Annotated in this window: 19 protein-coding genes; 6 read left to right on the forward strand and 13 right to left on the reverse strand. The window is 70.8% G+C overall.

Annotated elements, in window-relative coordinates:
- Nucleotides 1-10 precede the first annotated feature (10 nt).
- The 6 genes from ABZ725_RS01135 to ABZ725_RS01160 are packed head-to-tail and all read right to left on the reverse strand — an operon-like array spanning nucleotide 11 to nucleotide 6740.
- A complete protein-coding gene (locus ABZ725_RS01135; protein ID WP_358800768.1) occupies nucleotides 11-1201 on the reverse strand; it encodes a hypothetical protein in 1191 nt (396 codons plus the stop codon).
- A gap of 47 nt (nucleotides 1202-1248) precedes the next feature.
- Complete coding sequence (locus ABZ725_RS01140) at nucleotides 1249-2466, reverse strand: hypothetical protein (protein WP_358800769.1); 1218 nt, start codon at nucleotides 2464-2466, stop codon at nucleotides 1249-1251.
- A gap of 56 nt (nucleotides 2467-2522) precedes the next feature.
- Entirely contained in the window at nucleotides 2523-3443 is a 921-nt protein-coding gene (locus ABZ725_RS01145; protein WP_358800770.1) for a phage tail protein, read from the reverse strand.
- Between the two features lie 25 nt (nucleotides 3444-3468).
- Nucleotides 3469-4755: a tape-measure protein gene (locus ABZ725_RS01150; RefSeq protein WP_358800771.1), complete on the reverse strand. Its 1287-nt coding sequence runs from the start codon at nucleotides 4753-4755 to the stop codon at nucleotides 3469-3471.
- A complete protein-coding gene (locus tag ABZ725_RS01155) occupies nucleotides 4752-5945 on the reverse strand; it encodes a phage tail protein (RefSeq protein ID WP_358800772.1) in 1194 nt (397 codons plus the stop codon). The genes ABZ725_RS01150 and ABZ725_RS01155 overlap by 4 nt, the downstream gene beginning before the upstream one ends.
- Nucleotides 5946-6002: 57 nt before the next feature.
- The gene (locus ABZ725_RS01160; protein WP_358800773.1) at nucleotides 6003-6740 is read right to left on the reverse strand and encodes a hypothetical protein; all 738 of its coding nucleotides are present in this window, start codon (nucleotides 6738-6740) and stop codon (nucleotides 6003-6005) included.
- A 67-nt stretch (nucleotides 6741-6807) separates the two neighbouring features.
- Between ABZ725_RS01160 and ABZ725_RS01165 the strand changes: the two genes are divergently transcribed.
- Nucleotides 6808-7167 carry a hypothetical protein gene (locus ABZ725_RS01165; RefSeq protein ID WP_358800774.1) on the forward strand — a complete coding sequence of 120 codons (360 nt, stop codon included), beginning with the start codon at nucleotides 6808-6810 and terminating at the stop codon, nucleotides 7165-7167.
- Between the two features lie 239 nt (nucleotides 7168-7406).
- On the opposite strand, the gene ABZ725_RS01170 is transcribed toward ABZ725_RS01165, so the two are convergent.
- On the reverse strand, nucleotides 7407-7619 hold the full coding sequence (locus ABZ725_RS01170) for a hypothetical protein (RefSeq protein WP_351903846.1): 213 nt from the start codon (nucleotides 7617-7619) through the stop codon (nucleotides 7407-7409).
- Nucleotides 7620-7935: 316 nt separating this feature from the next.
- Here ABZ725_RS01170 and ABZ725_RS01175 point away from each other — a divergent pair, with 316 nt between their 5' ends.
- Complete coding sequence (locus tag ABZ725_RS01175; protein ID WP_358800775.1) at nucleotides 7936-8868, forward strand: hypothetical protein; 933 nt, start codon at nucleotides 7936-7938, stop codon at nucleotides 8866-8868.
- A gap of 220 nt (nucleotides 8869-9088) precedes the next feature.
- On the opposite strand, the gene ABZ725_RS01180 is transcribed toward ABZ725_RS01175, so the two are convergent.
- The 5 genes from ABZ725_RS01180 to ABZ725_RS01200 all read right to left on the reverse strand — a co-directional run bounded on the left by ABZ725_RS01180 (nucleotide 9089) and on the right by ABZ725_RS01200 (nucleotide 12046).
- Nucleotides 9089-9472 (reverse strand): hypothetical protein, encoded by a 384-nt coding sequence (locus ABZ725_RS01180; RefSeq protein WP_351904304.1) that lies wholly within the window; start codon nucleotides 9470-9472, stop codon nucleotides 9089-9091.
- A gap of 65 nt (nucleotides 9473-9537) precedes the next feature.
- On the reverse strand, nucleotides 9538-9828 hold the full coding sequence (locus ABZ725_RS01185; RefSeq protein WP_351903841.1) for a hypothetical protein: 291 nt from the start codon (nucleotides 9826-9828) through the stop codon (nucleotides 9538-9540).
- Nucleotides 9829-9920: 92 nt separating this feature from the next.
- Nucleotides 9921-10523, reverse strand: a complete 603-nt coding sequence (locus ABZ725_RS01190; RefSeq protein WP_351903838.1) for a phage tail protein — start codon at nucleotides 10521-10523, stop codon at nucleotides 9921-9923.
- A 143-nt stretch (nucleotides 10524-10666) separates the two neighbouring features.
- A complete protein-coding gene (locus ABZ725_RS01195; protein ID WP_351903835.1) occupies nucleotides 10667-11080 on the reverse strand; it encodes a hypothetical protein in 414 nt (137 codons plus the stop codon).
- A gap of 432 nt (nucleotides 11081-11512) precedes the next feature.
- Nucleotides 11513-12046: a helix-turn-helix transcriptional regulator gene (locus ABZ725_RS01200; protein WP_358800776.1), complete on the reverse strand. Its 534-nt coding sequence runs from the start codon at nucleotides 12044-12046 to the stop codon at nucleotides 11513-11515.
- A gap of 223 nt (nucleotides 12047-12269) precedes the next feature.
- Here ABZ725_RS01200 and ABZ725_RS01205 point away from each other — a divergent pair, with 223 nt between their 5' ends.
- The 3 genes from ABZ725_RS01205 (at nucleotide 12270) to ABZ725_RS01215 (ending at nucleotide 13442) form a co-directional block, all read left to right on the forward strand.
- A complete protein-coding gene (locus ABZ725_RS01205; RefSeq protein ID WP_358800777.1) occupies nucleotides 12270-12563 on the forward strand; it encodes a WhiB family transcriptional regulator in 294 nt (97 codons plus the stop codon).
- Nucleotides 12564-12639: 76 nt separating this feature from the next.
- Nucleotides 12640-13254, forward strand: coding sequence for a hypothetical protein (locus ABZ725_RS01210; RefSeq protein ID WP_358801347.1), 615 nt, complete (start codon nucleotides 12640-12642; stop codon nucleotides 13252-13254).
- Nucleotides 13251-13442, forward strand: coding sequence for a hypothetical protein (locus ABZ725_RS01215; RefSeq protein ID WP_358800778.1), 192 nt, complete (start codon nucleotides 13251-13253; stop codon nucleotides 13440-13442). Before ABZ725_RS01210 ends, ABZ725_RS01215 begins: the two co-directional genes overlap by 4 nt.
- A gap of 41 nt (nucleotides 13443-13483) precedes the next feature.
- Here ABZ725_RS01215 and ABZ725_RS01220 read toward each other — a convergent pair whose 3' ends face one another.
- Nucleotides 13484-14761, reverse strand: a complete 1278-nt coding sequence (locus tag ABZ725_RS01220) for a hypothetical protein (RefSeq protein WP_358800779.1) — start codon at nucleotides 14759-14761, stop codon at nucleotides 13484-13486.
- 160 nt (nucleotides 14762-14921) lie between these two features.
- Here ABZ725_RS01220 and ABZ725_RS01225 point away from each other — a divergent pair, with 160 nt between their 5' ends.
- Complete coding sequence (locus ABZ725_RS01225) at nucleotides 14922-16004, forward strand: glycosyltransferase family 2 protein (RefSeq protein ID WP_358800780.1); 1083 nt, start codon at nucleotides 14922-14924, stop codon at nucleotides 16002-16004.
- The last annotated feature ends 254 nt before the right edge of the window (nucleotides 16005-16258 follow it).

Raw genomic sequence — 16258 nt, forward strand, 5'->3', positions numbered from 1 at the left:
GGAGAGGGGGTCAGGCGATCGGGTCGACGCGAATGAAGAGGTTGTCGAACCAGGCGTTGACGGTGGCGCTGGACGACCGGTGCATCGCGGTGATCGTGTAGGTCGAGCCGACGGTGAGGGAGCCCAGGCGCAGTTGGGTCGAGACCGACTTGTAGAGCGCGCCCGAGCCCGACGCGGCCCGCTCGTCGTCCGCCGCCCAGATCACCGTCGTACCGAGCGTGACCTGCGGGGACATATGCGCGGACACGGACTCGCTGCTCGTGGTGGCCATCCGGGCGCCCAGACTGATGATCACGGCGCCGGACGGCGGGGCGACGAAGGTGAGCGTGAGCGCCGCGACGCTCGTGTCCACCAGGGCGGCCGTGTAGGTCGTCGAGGCCGTGTAGCCGGCGTCGAGCGAGGACGCGAAGGCCGGCCCCGGTACGGCGGGCAGCCAGGCGGCGCCGCTCCACCGCTGGAGCTGTCCGGCGGCGGAGTCCCGGTACTGGCCGGTGTAGCCGCCGGTGGTGAGCACTCCGGCCGGGACGAGCCCGCCGATGCCCTTCGGATACGCCACCCAGGCGGTGGAGTCCCAGCGCTGGAGCGTGTTGTTGACGTCGCGGTAGTGCCCGGGGTAGCCGCCGGGGGCGGTGTCGTCGGAGCGGGTCGGCAGGATGCCGCCCACCGGGACGGTGGTGGGACGCAGGTCGACGCGGGCGCTGTCCCAGTCGATGCCGCCGGTGCCGGCGGCCGCGTTCTTGGCGACGGCGACGGTGAACAGGACGAGGGAGGCGTCCGGGGTGGCGGGCGCGGCCGGGACGTCGGCCGGGGCGCCCTTGACGATCTCGACGACGGCCTCGGTGCGGCCCGAGCCGTCGTAGTCGTTGTCGTAGATCCGCAGGACGACGAGGTCGATCCGGCCGAACTGGGGGTCGCCCGCCTCGAAGGTGAGCGGGACCGGCTCGGTGACGGCGACCGGGTAGGCGCCCCGGGCGACGGACGTCTGGACGACGGCCCGGCCGACGCCGACGGTGGCCGTCATACCGCCCGTGGTGCCGTTCAGCCAGAGGCCGGTGACCCGGTACTGGCCGTTCGCGGAGCCGGGCAGGACACCGGAGCGGCCCTTGATGTCGGTGACCGGGGTGACCGCCCCGATCTGGGTCACCCGGGTGTCCTCCCGGGTCTGGCTGTTGGGCGACAGCCAGGCGGAACGTACGGTCATGGCGCTTCCTTCCGAATGCCGGACGGGTGAGGGGGGAGCGGGCGGGCTCAGGAGGCCGATTCGTAGGAGCCCCAGATCGACAGGACGTCGCCGGCCTGCCAGGTGTAGGGCACTGCCTTGGTCCAGCCCGTGCTGGCCGCGGTCGTGCCCGAGGCGACGGTGAACCTGGTGGCCACGCCCCCGTTGGTCGCCGACAGTTGGGCGGTGCCCTGGAAGAACCGGAAGCCGTTGCTGCTGTAGCCGACGACGTTCAGCAGGATGTCGGTCATCCAGCCCGTCGCGGGGAGGACCGGCATCGAGACGGACCAGGCGCCGGCGGTGTCCAGTGCGGAGAGGTTGGTCGTCGTGCCGATGGCCAGCCGCATCCGGACGTGGACGAGCGTGCCGAGCTTGACGTACCTGCCGTTGAGGCTGCCGTTGCCGACCACGGGCGCTGCGCCCGTGGACGAGTACCAGACGGGCGTGTAGTCGGTCCAGGTGGGGACGCGTTGGTACGACACCCAGGTGGAGCCGTTCCAGCGCTGCAGGGTGCCGTCGGAGCTGTCCCGGTACTGGCCGGTGTAACTGGCCGTGGTGGCCGCGCCGTTGGGGGCGATGCCGCCCAGGGCGCTCGGGTAGCCGACCCAGGCGGAACCGTCCCAGCGCTGCAGGGCGCCGCCGGAGTCGCGGTACTGGCCGGGGTAGGCGCCGTTTCCGGTCTCGCCGACCACGGGCAGGATGCCGCCGATCGCGACGGTGGGCGTGCGGAGGTCGACGACGTCTTCGTTCCAGTTGACGCCCCCGGTGCCGGCGCTGCTGCCGGCCCGGATCCGGACCCGGTAGATCGGCAGCACGATGCCCGGGAGCGGGGGCGCCTCCGGGGGGACGGCCGGGGTGCCCTTGACGATCTCGATGGCGGCCTTGGTGAAGCCGGAGTCGTCGTAGAGGTTGTCGTAGATCCGCAGGACGACGATGTCGAACCGGGCGTACTGGGCGTCGCCGTCGGCGAAGGTGAGGGTCATCGGCTCGGCCAGCGTGACCGGGTAGGCGCCCTGGTTGCTGTCGGCCTGGACGACGGCCCGGCCCTCGTGGACGGTCGCGGTCATGGTGCCGGCGCCGCCCTCCATCCAGAAGCCGGCGAGCCGGTACAGCCCGTCGTAGGAGCCGGGGAGGATGCCGGAGCGGACGTCCAGCGGGTTGGCCGGGGTGGTCGCGCCCAGTTGGGTCAGGCGGGTGTCCTCGCGGGTCTGGCCGGTCTCGGCCACCCATGAGCTGCGCAGGTTCATCTGCTGGTCTCCCGTGGTCTAGAGGGGTGAGGTGAGGGGCCTGTCGGAGACGCCGGTCACCACTCCGCCTCCCGCCAGCGCACGCTCATCTGCGCGCCCGCGCCGTGGGCGTCGGGGCGGAAGGCCAGTTGGGCGCGGCCGGGGGCGAAGGCGAAGAGCTCCTCGGGGCTGCTGTCGGCGGCCGCGGTGTGCCGGCGCGACGCGGTGCTGTTGAGGGTGACCGTGCCGGCGGCGGTGTCGACGACGAGTTCGTCCCCGCCGGCCAGCGTGATCTCGTAGCGCAGCCGCTGCGCCGAGGTCCGGTCGGTCACCGTCGGGTTGGCGCACGGGCCGGTGAAGGTGATCACCGGGTGGGTGGGCGCCGAGCCGCTGTTGTCGGCGTTGACGTCTCCGGTGGAGTCCGCCTGTCCCCAGTACAGCGGCCAGGTCAGCGGCCAGGTCAGCCCGCTCTCCGGCTGCGGGGCGCCGGTGACCGCGGTCTGCTCGGTGACCGAGTAGCGGCGCGGGTCGGTGGCGTACCACTGCACGGACGCCCGGGACACGCCCTGCGTGGTGTAGGCCCGGTCCGCGGCCAGCAGCCGCTGGCTGACCCGGGCCCGCACGGCCAGCGTCTCGCCGTGCAGCCGCACCGCCAGCCAGCGCTCCGTGTCGCCGAGCAGCAGCGCCTGGCGCAGGATCCGGATCGCGCCGAGCGAGGCGGCGGAGTCGTCCTGCGCCGGGACGGTCCACACCGTGCCGCCGACCCGGCGCGGCTTGGCGTAGCGGGCGCCGGGCCAGGCGCCGTGCGCGGTGGGGTGGTCGGCGTCGGAGGAGTCGTACTCCGGCAGGTCCTCCCAGCCGCTGAGGCCCCCGCGGTCGATCTCGTACAGGGTGCCGGGGCCCATCAGCAGTCCGGCCCACTGCATCTGCCCGTCGCGGGTGATGAGTGAGCCGGGGGCCACATCGTCGGTGTATGCGGTTGTCGTGGTCTCGGCCATCTCGGCCGTCACCTCACTCTCGGGTTCAGGTGCATGCGTGTGCTGCGGCCAGGAAGAGCAGGTCTTCCGCGGTGCCCCGGGCGCCCGTGCCCGCGCTCTCGTGGAACTCCCGGATGCGGTGCGGCTGTCGGGAGGCCTGTGAGCCGCGCCGCCGGGCGAGGGTCCGCTGCCGGTCCAGGGCCGTCAGCGACAGCACCCGGCCCGCGCCCCGGGAGGCGCCGGGGACGGCGACGCCGCCCTCCGCGAGCATCGGGATCTTGTCCAGGTGGACGCCGAACTTCTTGCCGAGGAACGAGAAGCTCAGCGAGTTGAGCTTGTCGATGACCCAGTTGGCGAAGGCGATGAGCCCCTGGATCGGTCCCTTGACCACGCCGGCGACGGTCTGCGTGCCGGTGGTGACGAACTGCCCCATCGCGCCCAGGGTGTTGGAGGTGGCCTCCTTGATCCGGGTGAACATCCGGGGGACGTCCTTGGTGATCCAGTCCAGCGCCGGCCGCACCGCGTCCTTGAACCCGCGCCAGACCGACGACACCTTGCCGCTGAGCGCCCGGGTGTCCCCGGTGGTCAGCGCCTTCAGGACGGCGAAACCGGTGCCGATGAGGGCGCCGACGACCGTGAGCGCGGTGGTGATGACGCCGAGGTAGCCGGTGACGTACGTGTTCACCGCGCTCGCGACGGCCTTGAGCAGCGGCGTCATGACCGTCAGATAGCCCTCGACGTACTTCAGCACGAGGGTGGCGAGCTGCTCCATCAGCCGCTGACCGGTCTCCGAGTTCATCGCGAGATCGAGCAGCCACCCGGCGACGGGCAGCAGCAGCCCGGTGACGAACCCGATGGGGTTGGCCCGGGTGAGCGCGTTGATGATCAGCATGACGCCGGCGCCGATGGTCATGGCGACGCCGAAGGTCCCCATGAGGTCGCCGACGATGCCGGCGATGTCGATGAAGCCGGCGGCGAGGGCGAGCACGCCTCCGGCGGCGGACAGCCGGTCGACGGTCCGGCCCGCCGTCCTGGCGTCGCCGCCGGCCTTCTTGACTCCGGTCGCGGCGGTCGCGGCGGTCTGGCCGGTCTTGGTGAGGGAACGGGCGGCGGCGTCGGCGCCCGCCTTCGTCTGCTGTACGGCGGTGGCGGCCTGGCCCGCACCCGAGCGGATGCCGGCGGTGGCCCCGGCGGCCCTGCCGAGCCCGTCGGTGATCCGGCGCAGGGCGTCGGTGGTCTCCGTCAGCCGGGCGCGGATGCCGGTCAACGCCGTGGTGGCGTCCCTGAACAGATCGCGCGAGGCGATCATCGCTCCTGCCGCGTCGGCACTCATCCGCGTGCCTTCGCCAGGAACATCAGCGCGTCGGCGGTGCGCTGCGGAGTGCTGGTCTCGGCCGCGTAGTAGTGCTCGATGTGCAGCGCGCCGCCCGCCCCGGCGGCTCCGGCGTACGCCGGGCCCTGGGCGGCGGCCCGGCGCAGCAGCCGGTCCAGCTTGCTGAGCGGCAGGACGGCCTCCGCCTCACCGGCCTCGGCGAGGATCGCCGGGACACCGCCGGAGCGGGGCATGACGACACCGCCGGTGGCCAGCATGGGGATCCTGGGCAGGCTGACGCCGAAGGTCTTGCCGCCGACGCCCGGCACCCAGCCGGGGATCGACACCTTGATGCCGTTGAGGGCGCCGATCGCCCGGTTGATGATGCCGATGACCGCGTTGATCGGGCCTTTCACCGCGCCCTTGATGCCGTCGAAAGCGCGGCTCGCGATGCCCTTGAGGCCGCCCCAGATGCTGGACAGCTTGTCCTTGACGGCCTTGAAGGCGTTCGGGATCGCGGACTTGACCCAGTTGACGACCGGCGAGATGACGGCCTTGATGCCCTTCCAGACGCCGGAGACGACCGTCTTGATCGCGTTCAGCGCGGTGCTGATGACCTTCTTCCAGATGTTGACGTAGGTCTTGATGACCGTGGCGATGGCCTTGACGACGGCCGAGATCGCCGTCTTGATGCCGGTCCAGATCGACTTGATGAGTTTGGCGGCGTTCTTCATGATCGGCCCGATGGCCTTCATGACGGTGCCGATCACGGTCTTGATGACGCCGAAGGCCGTCCCCAGGACCTTCTGCATGGTCTTCGACTTGGTCGCCATCTCGACGACCTTCTGGATGAGCGGCGCGAGCAGGTCCATGAGCATGCCGAAGAAGTTGCCCTTCATCGACTTGTTCATCTTGTCCTGGCCCTTGGCCGCCTTGCTCGCCCCGGACTCGTACTTCCCGAGGTTCTTGCCGGCGGTCGAACCGGTCTTTCCAGCCTTGGCGATGGACTTCTCGGCCTGGTCGGAGGATGTCTTGAGGTTCTTCAGTTCGGTGGTGGTGCCCTGTGTCGCGGACCGGAGTTGTTTCACACCGTTTGCGGCGGTGGTGGATCCGTTCGCGATACGGGTCATGGCCTGTGAGCTCTGCTCGGCCTGGCCCTTGAGCGTCCTGAGCGCGGACGATGTTCTGTTCAATGCCGTGGCGAGAGACATGTTCACCGCTTTCCGTGTCGGGGAGGATGGGCAGAGATTCTGTTTCGCTCCCGGACGTCAGGCGGCCCGAGCGGCATTGTCGAGGGCGTCCTTCAGTTTGGTGAGATTGGCGGTTCCTGCTGCGGTGGCCTGATCGAACTTCTTCTTCGCCTCCGTCGCGCCTTCTCCTGCCTTCTTTATCTGTTTTTCCAGATTCACGCCCCAGTCGCGGATCTTCTCCGCTTTCTTCTTCGCTTTGTCGTGTTTCTTGTCGAACCTCTCCAGTGCCTTCTCGGCCTTCCTGAGCGCCTTCTCGGCGGTTTCGACCCTGCTGGTGTTGAGCACTGAAGGCCTTGCCGCCGCACGGTTCTGGGCACTGGTGAGCCGCCGCTTGGCGGCATCGCGGTCCGTCAGGGCCTCTTTGCGTTTCGCCTGAGACTTTTCGAACCTGTCGAGCTTTGTCTCCAGCTTCTTCTGCGCCTTGCCGAGTGCTCGCTGGTTCCGTTCGATCTTCGCCGAGAAACTCTTCGCCGCGTCGGCGTACTTCCAGCCGACGAGTTGCCTGCCGCGCCAGGAGATGCCCTTCTCGTCGACCTTGAAGAAGGTGTAGTCGAACTTTACGGCTGTCACGCCGATGGCCAGTCCGGCGATCTCGGCCTTCATGATGTTCAGGGCGAACTGCATTCCCGTCACATCACCCTTGAGTCCGGTGATCGTGCTGGTGACGCCGAACGCTACTTCACGCGCTCTTTTGTATTCGCTCGCCTCGATCCATGTGACCATTTCCACAACGTCGGCTTCGGGCGGTGCGGCCATCTCATCTCCTTGTGTCGGGTAGGTTCTGCGGGCGGGATTCATACCCAGCGGGGGCATGGAGGGGAAAATGAGTACGCCCGGAAACTGGTTCGTCCTCATCGAGGAAACCGGCAGCGTCGAGAGCGAGTTCGTCGTCGCGAAGACGATCCCCGTCGACGGGGGGCCCGAGGAGGCATGGGAGGCGGCACTCGAGGTCGCCCGGACCCATGAGCGCTTTCCCGGAACCCGAGCGGATTGCGCGCGCGAGATCTACCGACTGTCCGAGAGGTCGATCAGGGTGGTGTTGCGGGCGGGGTACGGGTACATCCCCGAGTCCTTCAGAGTCACGGTGGCCGAACTCCTGGAAGCGCACGAGTCGCTCGCGCCTCAGCAGGACGAAGCGCCGGCCGACAAGGGTGGCCGCCGGTGGCCTCGACGTCGCTCGTAAAGCCGAGCGCCCGCCGTCGCGGGATCTTCCGGCGGACGGCGGGCGAAGGCTCGGGCCTGTCGAGGCGGCGTCGAGGCGAGGACGACGTCGGCCTGCGGGGGTGGCGGGGTGGCGGGGTGGCGGGGGTGGCGGGGCGGAGACGGCGACGGGGACGGGCACGGGCACGGGCGGGCGTACGCCGGTTCGGCGTGGGGTCCGGTGACGGGTGGGGGCGGCTGGGGCGGCCGGGAGGGCCGGCCTTACGGTCGGCGGCCCGGGCGGGTGGTCCGTCGCGCCTCCGTCAGGGCGTCCGACCAGCCGGCCGCGTAGGCGCGGGACTCCCGGGCGAGCAGTTCTTCGTACACCCGGTCGAGCACGGCCTCCCGGTCGGGAGGTGTGGTGTGCAGGAGGTGGGCGAGGCGGGTGTAGGTGTCGATCGGCTGCTTCGGGGAGTTGCTCGTGCCAGTCGCCATATCGGCCTGCTTTCCGGTCTGTCCGCTGGGCAGTGGTTCAGGTGGCGCCTCGGGGGCGTTCGAAACGGTTGTTCGAACTAGTGTACGAGTAATCCCGTGGGGTCGTTTGTGTTTGGCGAGGACTCTCCGTCGTTCGGTGGTCCGGACCTGCGGTGATGCAGGATGCGCCCAGAGTGGTGCCAGGTTCGTGGAGTAGGATCCGGCCGAACTTCCTCCGGGTAAGGAAACGGTGAACAGCCGGGCCCAGCAAGGGAACTGAGGGCTCGCCAGAAACGTTGGACGGTGACGGGGCAGCCGTCCTCGCGCGGGGGGCGCGATGGGGCCAGGGGACGAGAGCAAGGCCTACGGGGTGGACGGGGACGCGAGCAACGTGCGGCACCAGCATGCGATCGACTGGCTCGAACAAGCCTCCGATCTGCCGCATCTCATCGCGCGGGTCTCGGAGCTGGTCCTCCGTCTCGGCTATGAACCGGACGATCTGGTGGTCCTTCCCCGGAGCGAACTCGACCGGCGCGAACTCGCCGCGTACAGCGCCGGTTGGGCCGACATGGTCGACGAACAACTGCCCGCCATACGGCGCGCGTACGAGGAGCGGATCACCGCCGCCTACCTCCAGGGCCAGGAGGACGCCCGCACCGGCCGCCGTCCGCGCCGGGCCGCCAGACGGGCCGAGGGCGAACGCGAGCAGCATGAGCGCGCGGGCGGTGGTGAGCGGGGCGGCGACGTCATTCCGCTCCCCTATGTCGAGCTTCTGCGCCCCCCGTCCGAACTGACGCGAGTCGAACAGCGCGGGGAACGGGAACGCTCGGTGGCGGACGGAACTCCGCTGCCGGCGCCGACACCTCCGGCGGGGGAGGTCCATGAGGTCCATGAGGGCCACGACGACGATGAGGTCGGCGGTGGGGGTGAGGCGGAGGCCGGTTCCGGCGCCGAGAGGGAGATCCTGCTCTCCGCCCGCGAGGTGCGGGAGAAGCGCGTGCCGCCCTCCGACCGGCGGCCGGTCGTCCGGCGCAACGGCCGGCCGAGCGTGCCCCCGCTGGCCCTGCCCGGCGACATGGGAGCCGCCGGGCGGGAGCGGGGGCGCCGGCAGACCGAGGAGCCCTCGCCGCCCGATGCGCCGGTCGTCCGTGACGACGTCCGGCCCCGACTCTCCGACAAGGCCCGGGCCCTCGCGGACGAACTGGAGGGCCGGGCGGGCGGCCGACACCGGGACGAGGAGAGCGGGCCGTCGGGCCCCGGCTCCGGTTGACCGGAGCCGACCACCCGAGGAACGACCAATCGAGGAACGACCGGTCGAGGAGCGGCCGGCCGAGGAATGGCCACCCGAGGAACGGTCGGCCGAGGAGCGGCCGGCCGAGGAGCGGCCGGCCGAGGAACGACCGGTCGAGGAACGGTCGGCCGACGAACGACCACCCGAGGAACGACCAACCGAAGAACGGTCGGCCGGCGAACGGTCGGCCGGAGAGCGGTCAGCCGAAGAATCGGGCCAGTTGGACTGCCGACGGAGTCCCGTCCGGCGCGGTCGCGTTCTGCTCCCGGCCGGTTCCGGTGTCCTCGTCGGGCTCGACGTACTCCTCATACGTGACGTCGTCGTCCTCGGCCAGGCCCGTCGGACGGGGCACCGGGGCCGGTGGCTCCGGCTGATCCCCCTCCTCCGAGTTGACGCAGGCGAACATCCAGTTCGCGGCCGCCAGATGGTCCACGGCGGCGGCCAGCAGGTGGTCCGTCACCGACCATTCGGCTGCCTCGCCGTGCAGCTCCCGGTTCAGGGCGCTGTCGCGCGGCAACTGCTCGATGAGCACCGCGAGCCGTCGCGCGGTCAGGCGCTCGCGGTGCCAGTCGAGCAGGTCGATCCCGTAGTAGCGGAGCAGGTCCGCCTCGAGGGCCTCGGCGTGTTCGTCGACGAACCCGACGAGGCTCAGCCTTCCCCCAGGCCGAGCCCGGTCTCCTTGCCGTAGGCCTCCAGGATCGCGGCGATGTCCTGCATGGTGATCTCGTGCCGCTCGAAGCGGGCGAACTGCTGCTCGCCCATGAGCAGCCCGAGCAGCCCGTCCACGTCGTTGTCGTCGAGCTCCCGCAGCGCCTTCGCGGTGGCGCGGGTCAGCTCCGTGGGCAGGGTGTAGCTCTCGCCGTCGAGCTCGAACGACCAGGTACGGCCGAGGGCTTCGAGGCGCTGGGCGCGGGCGGCGTTGACGTCGAAACGGGCCATGGTGATGAGCGCTCCTTGGGTGAGGGAGAAGAGAAGGTGAGGCCCGGGGCGGGACGGGCGGCCGGGGTCGGCGCCCGTCCCGCCCCGGCGGGTCAGGACGCGGCGTACGCGGCGTCCTTCATCACGAAGCTGGCCAGCGCCGAACCGTCAGCGGAGGCCATCGCCGTGTAGGTGATGCCGAGCTGGGCCGCCGACTTGCGGGCCAGCTTGATGTCGTCCGCCGCCGTGACCTGGCCGCGCGGGACGCCGAAGCGGTAGGTCACGGTGGCCCCGTCGTCGGCGCGGACGTCCGTGAACTCCAGGCCGAGGGCGCGGACGTCGGAGTACGGCCGGTCGGCGATGTCGTACTTGTAGACGCCGGTCGAGCCGGTGACCGCCGTGACGGCGCCGCCGCCCATGAAGAACGGCAGCGTGTCCTCGTTGAACTGCATCAGCGAGAACTTCAGGGTCAGGTCGCGGTCCGAGTACACGAAGTGCACCGGGCTGACGGCCTGCCACACGTCGACCGGCTCCAGCTTGTCCTTCTTGCTGAACGTGACGCCCTCACCGGAGGTGAAGCCGAGGTTCTTCCAGCCGGCCGCCCAGTCGGTGGACGGGTCGGTGGAGAAGGTCGTCGGAACCTTGGTGTCGGCGGCGGCGACGTAGAGCCGGCCGACGCCTGCGATGCGGATCTCGGAGGAGTTGGTGCCTGCCATGGATGGTTCTCCTTATAGAGAGGGGTGTGGAGTGGTGCTGCCGCCCGGGGGTGGAGCAGTCCGGGTACGGCGAAGGCCCCGCCGTGGGACGGCGGGGCCTTCGGTCTGTGGGGTGCTCTACGGGTGCGGTGCCTCAGTAGGCGTCAGTAGACGTCCAGGAACACCTTGAGCACGTTCACGTAGCGGTTGGCCGCGGAGTAGAGGTAGTCGGGCAGCCAGCGCGGGCCGTCCTGTTCCTCCACCTCGGTGATGAGGTTCGTGCCGTACCGGTTGCCGGCCGCGGCCAGCAGCGCGCGGCGGGCGGAGTTGGCCAGGACGTGCGCGGCCTGCTTGGTCGGGCCGTACACCTCCAGCTCGATCAGCGGCTGGTCGACGTGCAGCTCGCCGACCCACGCGCCGCCCCGCCGGTTGACGAGGACGGCGGCGGTCGTGCCGTCGAAGTTCTCGGGCGGATCGACGGCGACGTACGCCGTGGAGAGCGCCGAGTCGGCCTCCAGGATGTCGACGACCAGGGCCTCGACGTCCGGGAAGGCGCTCGGTGGGGTGGGTGTGGTCATGCCGGGTCACCTCGCCGGGAAGAAGGGAAGTCGCCGGGCGGGCGCCGCGCGGGGGCGGGGAAGGGGAGGCGCACGGCGCCTCGGCCCGGCGTACGGCGACGGGTGCGGCCCGCTCGGGGCTCGCGGGCACAGCTCCGCCGCTGCACCAACTGTGACAGAGGAGCGTGCGCGCACGCAACTAAATCGGCGAGGAAGTTGTGGGGGGAGGTGCGGGAGAGGCGAGAGGCGCAGGTCGCGCGGGTGGTGCGGGTGGTGCGAGCGAGAAGGACAAGCCGGGCCAGGCCAGGGCGGGCCAGGCGGACCAGGGCAGGTCGGGTCGTCGAACGGAGCTCCCGTCGGCCCACGGGCGCTCGTCGATCGAAACCGCTGCGAAACCGCTGCGGAGCCGCTTGCGGAACGGCTTGCGGAACGGCTTGCGGGTCGGACTGCCGGTCAGTCGATGGAGACGGGCACGCCCGCCGCCGTCTCCAGCAGGGCTCGCCGGTCCTCATGCATCGGTGTCATATGTGCCACGCGGGCCCCCTGCGTCGTCGACGGACCCTGTATGGCCTCCGCCTCGCTCGGCAGGAACTGCTCCACCACCCTGACGAACATCTCCCGTCGGTCGGCGGGCACGCCCAGCAGGTCGGCGACCTCCTCCAGCGTGGGACGGCGGCCGAACTCCGCGCTGGGTGCGGGGGTGGCCAGGTGGTCGTGGGGGTCGGCCAGTTCCTCCGCGGTCAGCCGGCCGGAGCGGATGAGCATGTCGCGGACCGGCACGCCGAGCACGCGGGCGAGCCGGCGGGTGGTCTCGAGGTCCGGCATGCTCTGCCGCTGCAGCAGGCGGGTCACCGCGGCGCGGTGCACGCCCGCCTCGTCCGCGATTCTCGACTTGCCGCCGCCGCGTGGACTGTCGATGTCGTAGCCGCGTTCGCGCATGAGGTCTTCGACCCACGCGGCGAACGCGTCCAAGCCCTGGTTGGTCATCGTCCTTCTCTCTTCCTTCGGGGGTGGGCAAGAGTTTAGCTTGCTTGCGCGCACGGAATTACGTGCTCTCGTGCAAGCACTGAGGAAAATTCGCGCCGTTCGTGGAGATTCGGTGGATGTGACGGAGGCGGGCCATCCGAATTTCGTTGCGGGCGCGCACGCAATCTGTAAGTCTGGGAGGCGTTCACTCAGCACGGCTCGTTCACGAACCCAGGGGGGTCCCATGTCCATGCCCGAAACGAGTTCCTGCCCACCCGCCTCGACCGATCGCTGGCAGTCCGCGGCCGCCTGCGTCGGGCTCCCCCCGCGGGTCGTCTTCTCCAAGAAGGCCAAGGACGCCGCCCCCGCGCTCCGGGCCTGCGCCGACTGCCCCGTGCGCCGGGCCTGCGAGGAGGCCGTGGCACCGGCCGAGAGCGGATTCGACGGCGTCTGCGGCGGCCGTCTCTGGCGCTCGGGCCGCCCGGTCCCCGTACCCGCGCATCTCCTCCCGGCGGTCCAGGGAGGCCCCCGTGCCTGAAGCGCACGAAGACCGCACCGCTCACGACGATCACGCCGCTCACGAAGACCGCCCCACCGCCCAGGCCGCCCTCTGGATCAGCACCCTCCTCCAGCAGTTCCCCGAGTTGTCCACGGAACTGGTCCCGGGCCGCACCACCCCCGCCCCCCGCTCCTCCGCACCGCGGCCCCCGGCCGACCTCGGCGCCCGGCTCCGCGAGGAACGCGAGGAGCAGCTGCTGCTCCAGCAGCGTCACGGCCTCGTGGCCCCCGGCCACGGCGCGGCCCCGCTCCGCCTGCACGTCTCCGACGCCATCCGGGACATCACCGACGGCGTGCTCGAACTCGAGGAGGCGGTGCGCGACCGGCTCGGCCTGCCCCGCCCGCGCCGCGCCTCCGTGCCCGAGCGGCTGCGCAGGGTCGCGTCCCTCCTCGACCGGATCGCCGCCGACCCCGTCCTGGCCGCGCACGTGCGCGACGAGACCCGTCGGATGGCCCGTCGCTGCGCCCGCGCGCTGGGCGACACCGAGACTGTCGTACGGGTCGCCGGTCGCTGCCCCTGGTGCGACTCCGTCTCCCTGCGGGCCTTCCCCGACCGCGCGGCCGTCCTGTGCGTCAACCCGGCCTGCCGCTGCCCCGAACCCGACTGCGGCTGCCACGACGACCCGGCCTACCGCCACACCTGGGACGAGGGGGAGTGGGCGCGCGCATGACCGGCCCCGACCGTCCCACCCTCATCCCCGGCCCCCTTGCCGCCCAGGAGGTCGGTGTGGCGCCCGCCACCATTCGCAAGTGGGTCCAGTTGGGTCACCTCAGGCCGGCCGGCAAGGCGGGCCGCGCCCAGCTCTTCCGGCTGGAGGACGTCTTCGCCGCCGAACGCGCGGCCCGCGGGAAGAACTGACCGCCACGGAAGCCGGGGCCGGCCACGGAAGCCGGGTCCGGCTACGGAATCCCCAACTCGAAGATCACATAGTGCGCGTACCACCCCGAAGCCAGCGCCGCCGTCACGAAGAACACCGCCAGGCTCGGCCACTTCAGCCGGCTCATCGCCGCCGCCGGGGCCAGCAGCAGCGGGAAGACGGGCAGCAGGTACCGCCCGGTGTTGCCGAACATCTGCTGGGTGCCCAGCACGGTGATCACGCTCGCCAGCGTGTACGCGACCAGCACCAGCGGCGGTTTCTTGCGCAGCATCAGCGCGATCAGGAAGGGCAGCGCCAGCACGATCTGCACGCCGAGGAGGTCAGGTACGGAGAAGGCGAACAGGTAGTCGTGGCGACCGACCGCCGTGTTGCCGAGCACGTCCAGCGTGTACTTGCCGAAGTCGAAGTAGTGCGCCCAGCCCTCGCGCTGGAGCGTGAAGTACGCGGTGAGGTCGTTCGAGCTGAGGCCGACCCAGGTGATGTAGGTGAGCAGGCCGAGCGGCGCGGCGAACATCGCGTACAGGGGCCCCGACACCCCGTGCTCGCGCCTGCTCTCCCGCCGCGCGAGGGCCACGATCGCGGCCAGCCCGACCGCGCCGATGAGCGCGGCGGAGGTCGGCCGGTTGAGCCCGGCCACGAAGGCGAGCAGTCCGGCCGCCACCCAGCGGCGCTTCATCACGCAGTAGCAGCACCAGGTGGCTATGGCGACGAAGACCGACTCCGAGTACACCGCCCACTCCACGCCCGCGCCGGGCACCACCGCCCACAGCCCGGCCGCGATCGTGCCCGCCCGCACCCCGGCGAGCGCCGAGATCACGGCGTAGACGCCGGCGGCGGCGACGAAGGAGGCCAGGACGGACACCAGGATCCCGGAGCCGTACAGACCCAGGCCGGTGATCTCGGACGTGCCCCGGATCAGGCCCGGGTAGAGCGGGAAGAAGGCGACCGAGTTCTGCTGGACGGTGAACAGTCCGCCGGGCTTGAGCGGTTCCAGCGGACCCGGGTCGTACCCCTTCTCGGCGACCTGGAGGTACCACCAGCCGTCCCAGGTGGCGAGGACGTCCCACCAGTGGGCGCCGCCGCCGAAGCGCGGGTTCTTCCCCTGGTAGTCGTCGGCCCACTCCAGGAGCCAGGCGAAGACGGTCAGCCCCACGAGCTTGGTGACGCCGTAGAGAAGCAGCGGGGCGAGGTACGGTCGTACACCGTCCGGCAGGGTGAGGCGGCGCAGTCTTCGCGATCGCTCCTCCGGCCCGTCGGGCACGGCGGAGCCCGTCGCCGTCTCGCTGGAAGCCGTGCTCATGGCTGGGGTCCCCCTCGGCCGACCGCCGGACACCCAGGGCGGCACCGCGGTCCGGATGATCGTGATGATCGTGAAGCCTGGTCAAAAAAGAGTGGTCAAGAGTGTGGTCATAAGATCGCAACAGCCTCGCACATGTGCGTCACAGCTTGGGGGAGGACGGGTGGCCGAAGCGCCCCGGACCACGGCCGCGGAGAACGTCCCGTCGGCCGTCCTGTCGGTCGTCATACCCATGTACAACGAGGAAGAGGTCCTTCCCGCGCTGGTCAGCCGGTTGCGCCCGGTCCTCGCGGGCCTCGGCGTCGACTACGAGGTGGTCGCCGTGGACGACGGGAGCACCGACCGCACCGCCGAGCTGCTGGCCGCCTTCCGGCTCGGCTGGCCGGAACTGCGCATCATCGGGCTGCGCCGCAACTCGGGCCACCAGGCCGCCCTCACCGCGGGCCTGGACCGGGCGGTCGGCGCCTATGTCGTCAGCATCGACGCCGACCTCCAGGACCCGCCCGAGAAGATCGTCGACATGCTCGTGCTGGCTCGCGCCGAGCACCTCGACATCGTGTACGGCATCCGGGCCGACCGGGCCAGCGACAGCAGCTTCAAGCGGTGGACGGCCGGCCTGTACTACCGGCTCGTGCGCCGGCTCGCCGGGCCGTCCGTGCCCGCCCAGGCCGGTGACTTCCGGCTGCTGAGCCGGGCCGCCGTGGACGCCCTGAAGGCCCTGCCGGACCAGCAGCGCGTCTACCGCCTCCTGGTGCCCTGGCTGGGCTTCCCCAGCGGCGAGGTCACCTACGAGCGAGCCCCGCGGCCGGCCGGCCAGAGCAAGTACCCGCTCGGCCGGATGATCCGGCTGGCCGTCGACAGCGTCACGGGCTTCTCGGCGGCGCCCCTGCGCATAGCGACCTGGCTGGGCGGCTTCGCCTTCCTGGTCTGCCTGGGGCTGATGGCCTACACCCTGAGCGCCCACGCCTTCCAGCACACCGTCCCCGGCTGGACGTCCCTCTTCATCGGCGTGCTGTTCATCGGCGCGGTCCAGCTGATCTGCGTGGGCCTGCTCGGCGAGTACGTCGGCCGCATCTACACGGCGGTACAGAACCGTCCGACGTATTTCATCGGCCACGACACCGCGACAGAACCCGCGGAACGGACTGAACCGACTGAACCCGCCGAAACGGCGCAACCGGCCGAACGGGAGGGCTCCGCGGGGTCCTCGGCTCTGGTAGCACAAAGGCCGAGGCAGCGCTCGTGAACCTGCTCGTAAACCTCCGGCGTGTCGACGGCGGAGCTTTTGTTTTGACCGGAGTCAGTGCGCTAGGTACGCTCAGACCTTGTGCCTGGGGTGTGCCCTGGCCCTCGTGCGTGTCTTCAACCGCACACGGGGCCTAAGGAGCGGCCACCGCAATCTGCGCCTCATTCTGCCTCGCGGCGGAAGTCCGCCGGATTCGACACACCCGACCGCGTGGGTCGGCGATGTTCCAGGTTAGCTGTACAAATCGGCACACA

It is taken from the genome of Streptomyces sp. NPDC006872, from assembly GCF_040635845.1.
Taxonomy (GTDB): Bacteria; Actinomycetota; Actinomycetes; order Streptomycetales; family Streptomycetaceae; genus Streptomyces.

What these genes read in the sequence shown, in the direction of transcription:
- ABZ725_RS01145 (WP_358800770.1), bottom strand. Translation starts at nt 3,443, where the DNA reads ATGGCCGAGACCACGACAACCGCATACACCGACGATGTGGCCCCCGGC.
- ABZ725_RS01165 (WP_358800774.1), top strand. Translation starts at nt 6,808, where the DNA reads ATGAGTACGCCCGGAAACTGGTTCGTCCTCATCGAGGAAACCGGCAGC.
- ABZ725_RS01140 (WP_358800769.1), bottom strand. Translation starts at nt 2,466, where the DNA reads ATGAACCTGCGCAGCTCATGGGTGGCCGAGACCGGCCAGACCCGCGAG.
- ABZ725_RS01205 (WP_358800777.1), top strand. Translation starts at nt 12,270, where the DNA reads ATGTCCATGCCCGAAACGAGTTCCTGCCCACCCGCCTCGACCGATCGC.
- ABZ725_RS01190 (WP_351903838.1), bottom strand. Translation starts at nt 10,523, where the DNA reads ATGGCAGGCACCAACTCCTCCGAGATCCGCATCGCAGGCGTCGGCCGG.
- ABZ725_RS01215 (WP_358800778.1), top strand. Translation starts at nt 13,251, where the DNA reads ATGACCGGCCCCGACCGTCCCACCCTCATCCCCGGCCCCCTTGCCGCC.
- ABZ725_RS01150 (WP_358800771.1), bottom strand. Translation starts at nt 4,755, where the DNA reads ATGAGTGCCGACGCGGCAGGAGCGATGATCGCCTCGCGCGATCTGTTC.
- ABZ725_RS01135 (WP_358800768.1), bottom strand. Translation starts at nt 1,201, where the DNA reads ATGACCGTACGTTCCGCCTGGCTGTCGCCCAACAGCCAGACCCGGGAG.
- ABZ725_RS01160 (WP_358800773.1), bottom strand. Translation starts at nt 6,740, where the DNA reads ATGGCCGCACCGCCCGAAGCCGACGTTGTGGAAATGGTCACATGGATC.
- ABZ725_RS01155 (WP_358800772.1), bottom strand. Translation starts at nt 5,945, where the DNA reads ATGTCTCTCGCCACGGCATTGAACAGAACATCGTCCGCGCTCAGGACG.
- ABZ725_RS01195 (WP_351903835.1), bottom strand. Translation starts at nt 11,080, where the DNA reads ATGACCACACCCACCCCACCGAGCGCCTTCCCGGACGTCGAGGCCCTG.
- ABZ725_RS01220 (WP_358800779.1), bottom strand. Translation starts at nt 14,761, where the DNA reads ATGAGCACGGCTTCCAGCGAGACGGCGACGGGCTCCGCCGTGCCCGAC.
- ABZ725_RS01170 (WP_351903846.1), bottom strand. Translation starts at nt 7,619, where the DNA reads ATGGCGACTGGCACGAGCAACTCCCCGAAGCAGCCGATCGACACCTAC.
- ABZ725_RS01175 (WP_358800775.1), top strand. Translation starts at nt 7,936, where the DNA reads ATGGGGCCAGGGGACGAGAGCAAGGCCTACGGGGTGGACGGGGACGCG.
- ABZ725_RS01200 (WP_358800776.1), bottom strand. Translation starts at nt 12,046, where the DNA reads ATGACCAACCAGGGCTTGGACGCGTTCGCCGCGTGGGTCGAAGACCTC.
- ABZ725_RS01185 (WP_351903841.1), bottom strand. Translation starts at nt 9,828, where the DNA reads ATGGCCCGTTTCGACGTCAACGCCGCCCGCGCCCAGCGCCTCGAAGCC.